Below are 2472 nucleotides of genomic sequence, written 5' to 3' on the forward strand. Positions count from 1 at the left end.
GGGAGGAAGCCGTTACGAACTGCGCGATGCCGGTCTGGAGAAGCTCAGCTCAACCGAAGCTTCTTCAGAGCCTGAGAACCCTGCCCGGAGCCGGCACGCCCTCCCTCTGCGAGACGGTGTGGCCGTCGCCGAACTCGTGGAGGACGGTACTGACTCGCCCCTGGTCACCGTCGGGTTCACGCCCTGGGAGGAAGAGGAGACCAAGCTCTTCGAGGCTGGCCTGCCCGCCCCGCAAGGAACGGACTTCGACGAGTTCACAGGGTCCTTGGTGAGTATTCCCGGCGCGGTGGTATTGAGTGGAGGAGAGCGCTGGGGCGCGAACACCCTGGTCGCCTATCAGTGAGGGGAACTCACTGACCTTCCGGGGCCGGACCCCTTCGGGACGGGCCCTCCACGGGGCCATGCTGCGCACCGTGCGGCCGAAGGCCCTCCGACCCGACACGGGCGATCCCACGCGGCCCGGACCGTTTCATTAGGCGTTGGACCGTGCAGCGGGCCACCCGGTGGCCTCGGCGGTTCAGCTCGGTGTGGACCCGCACGACCTTGTGCCCGGCGTCCAACAGGTCCGCTTCGAGGCGGCGTGTCAGGTGCCGGCAGTCCTCGACCGCGACCTGGACGTCGGCGAACTGGGTAAGCCAGGTGAGGATCTTCTGGTGCCCCCTGGCTCGGGCGGGGACGGTCAGCTCTGCCAGCCTCTTGCCGACGTCGTCGACCGCGACGAGCGTGTGCCAATCCTTGTGCGCGTCGATCCCGACCACCGTCATCGTGAGCCTCCCACCTATCGATTCCTGGCTAAAGCGACGGGACTCGCAGGCGGGCACGCCTCAGTCGGGCAGGTTGAGCGGGCAGGCTCCTATCAGGCCACACCCGCGAACCCCGAAGCAGGGCCCGGCGGGGCGGCACATCGCGGACAGGCCACCACAGTGCGGGGCAGCGAAAAAACGGGCCAACCCCGCCGGGTCTGTCTTCATTGTGGTACTGACGCGAAAAAAGCCGACGCGGACTTGAGGATCGCGTTGGCCCTGCGCAACTCGTGCACTTCGCGCTCCAGCTCGGCCAAGCGTTGGGCCTGGTCGGTGGTGGTGCCGGGCCGGTCTCCGGCATCGACCTCGGCCTGGACCACCCAGTTGCGCAGGGTCTCGCGGTTGATGCCGAGCCGGTCCGCGGTGCGGGCGATTGCTCCGTCTCGTGCGGCCGGGTTCTGGCGGGCTTCCACGGCCATACGGGTGGCGTGTTCGCGCAGCTCATCGGGGTGCTTCCTCGGTGCTGCCATGTCAGGCGGCCTTCCCAGGATCGAGAGCCTCCATCGAACCCGGCACGAAACAGGCCTACCCTGCGCCCCGGACCCGGGTTCACAGGTGCGGGAACAGGACTCCTGGGCCAACCCTGACCGATCTCCGAAATGAGCGGGAGCGGGAAGGGCCGGACCGAGAGGACATTTCCTCGCGCTACACCGTCCGGTTGGTCAGAGCGAGTGTGTGGATCCAGGACCCTCCGCCGGAGGAGGACGTCACCGCCACCTCGGTCAGGCAACCGAGACCGACATCGAGCCGCAGGTGCAATGACCGCCCGTCGGGTACCGAGAAACCGCTGTACGGGGAGGGTTCGTTACCCAGGGGACGGGCCACGACGCGCATCGACCCGTGTTCGCGCTCGTCCTCCTCCACGGCGTCGACGAGGACCCTGGCGAGGAGGTCCACCGGACGTACCATCTCCACCAGCCACGTGTCAACGACCGCCGGCCACGAGCAGAAGTACCTGGGCTCGTCCGGATCGGACCCGTCGGGCACCGGACTGCGAAACGTCCTCTCGTCGGTGACGTGCAGGAGTTCGTCACCGTCACAGGACCAGCGCGCCACACGGCCCTCCGTGGAAACCGTGTACTCCCAACGCAGCGGGTCGTCCACGCCCAACCGGTGTTCGGACCTGCTCGCGTCTCCCCCACCGCGCGTATCAGGTCCACCCCGCACGACCACCGCGCGAGCGTCGAAGGAACCGCTCCGGCTCACCAGGGTGAGCCATGACCCCACGTCCACCAGCATCTCGTTCTCCTCTCACGCATCCGGGCGCAACAGCCATGAGGCGGACGCGACGTCCATGGCTCCGCCCGTCGTCTCCGTCGGCCACGCCGCGTGTACGACCAGGTAGCCCTCGGGGCGCGGAGAATCGATCATGACCTGAGCGTCCCCCGACCCGTCACCGTGGTAATGGCATCCGTCCACACCGTCCTCCCGGAACGAACACAGCGTTTCCGTCCCGGACCCCTCATCGGGGATTCCGTCCTCTCCCACCTCGGTGTACGAGTAGACCACCACTCGCGTGGGAATCTGCTCGGTATCGAATTCCAATGTGAGGTCCGAACTCGCCGTATTCCGCGTGGACGTGGACCAGTCGACCTCTCCCCCGGGTTCCTCGGAGGGCCCGCCGAGGACGGACCAGTCCACCGCGACCCTTGGAAGCTCGGTGTTCGCG

At 67.6% G+C, this 2472-nt stretch carries 4 protein-coding genes and 1 pseudogene; 1 reads left to right on the plus strand and 4 read right to left on the minus strand.

Going from position 1 to position 2472, the window contains the following annotated elements; translation table 11 throughout:
- On the plus strand, positions 1-343 hold a 343-nt coding region (locus ACWGKS_RS29775; RefSeq protein ID WP_452525048.1), incomplete at its 5' end, for a hypothetical protein.
- A gap of 7 nt (positions 344-350) precedes the next feature.
- On the opposite strand, the gene ACWGKS_RS29780 is transcribed toward ACWGKS_RS29775, so the two are convergent.
- From ACWGKS_RS29780 to ACWGKS_RS29795, 4 genes and pseudogenes are all read right to left on the minus strand, one after another.
- Entirely contained in the window at positions 351-764 is a 414-nt protein-coding gene (locus ACWGKS_RS29780; RefSeq protein ID WP_452525050.1) for an IS110 family transposase, read from the minus strand.
- 221 nt (positions 765-985) lie between these two features.
- A pseudogene (locus ACWGKS_RS29785) lies at positions 986-1273 on the minus strand (transposase); the annotation flags it as partial.
- A gap of 175 nt (positions 1274-1448) precedes the next feature.
- On the minus strand, positions 1449-2042 hold the full coding sequence (locus tag ACWGKS_RS29790) for a hypothetical protein (protein ID WP_452525052.1): 594 nt from the start codon (positions 2040-2042) through the stop codon (positions 1449-1451).
- Positions 2043-2054: 12 nt separating this feature from the next.
- A partial coding sequence (locus tag ACWGKS_RS29795; RefSeq protein ID WP_452525053.1) for a hypothetical protein occupies positions 2055-2472 on the minus strand: 418 nt, incomplete at its 5' end.

Source organism: Nocardiopsis sp. NPDC055879, from assembly GCF_053615935.1.

Excerpts from the sequence above, each read along its gene's own strand:
- ACWGKS_RS29780 (WP_452525050.1), bottom strand. The coding sequence starts at position 764 with ATGACGGTGGTCGGGATCGACGCGCACAAGGATTGGCACACGCTCGTC.
- ACWGKS_RS29790 (WP_452525052.1), bottom strand. The coding sequence starts at position 2,042 with ATGCTGGTGGACGTGGGGTCATGGCTCACCCTGGTGAGCCGGAGCGGT.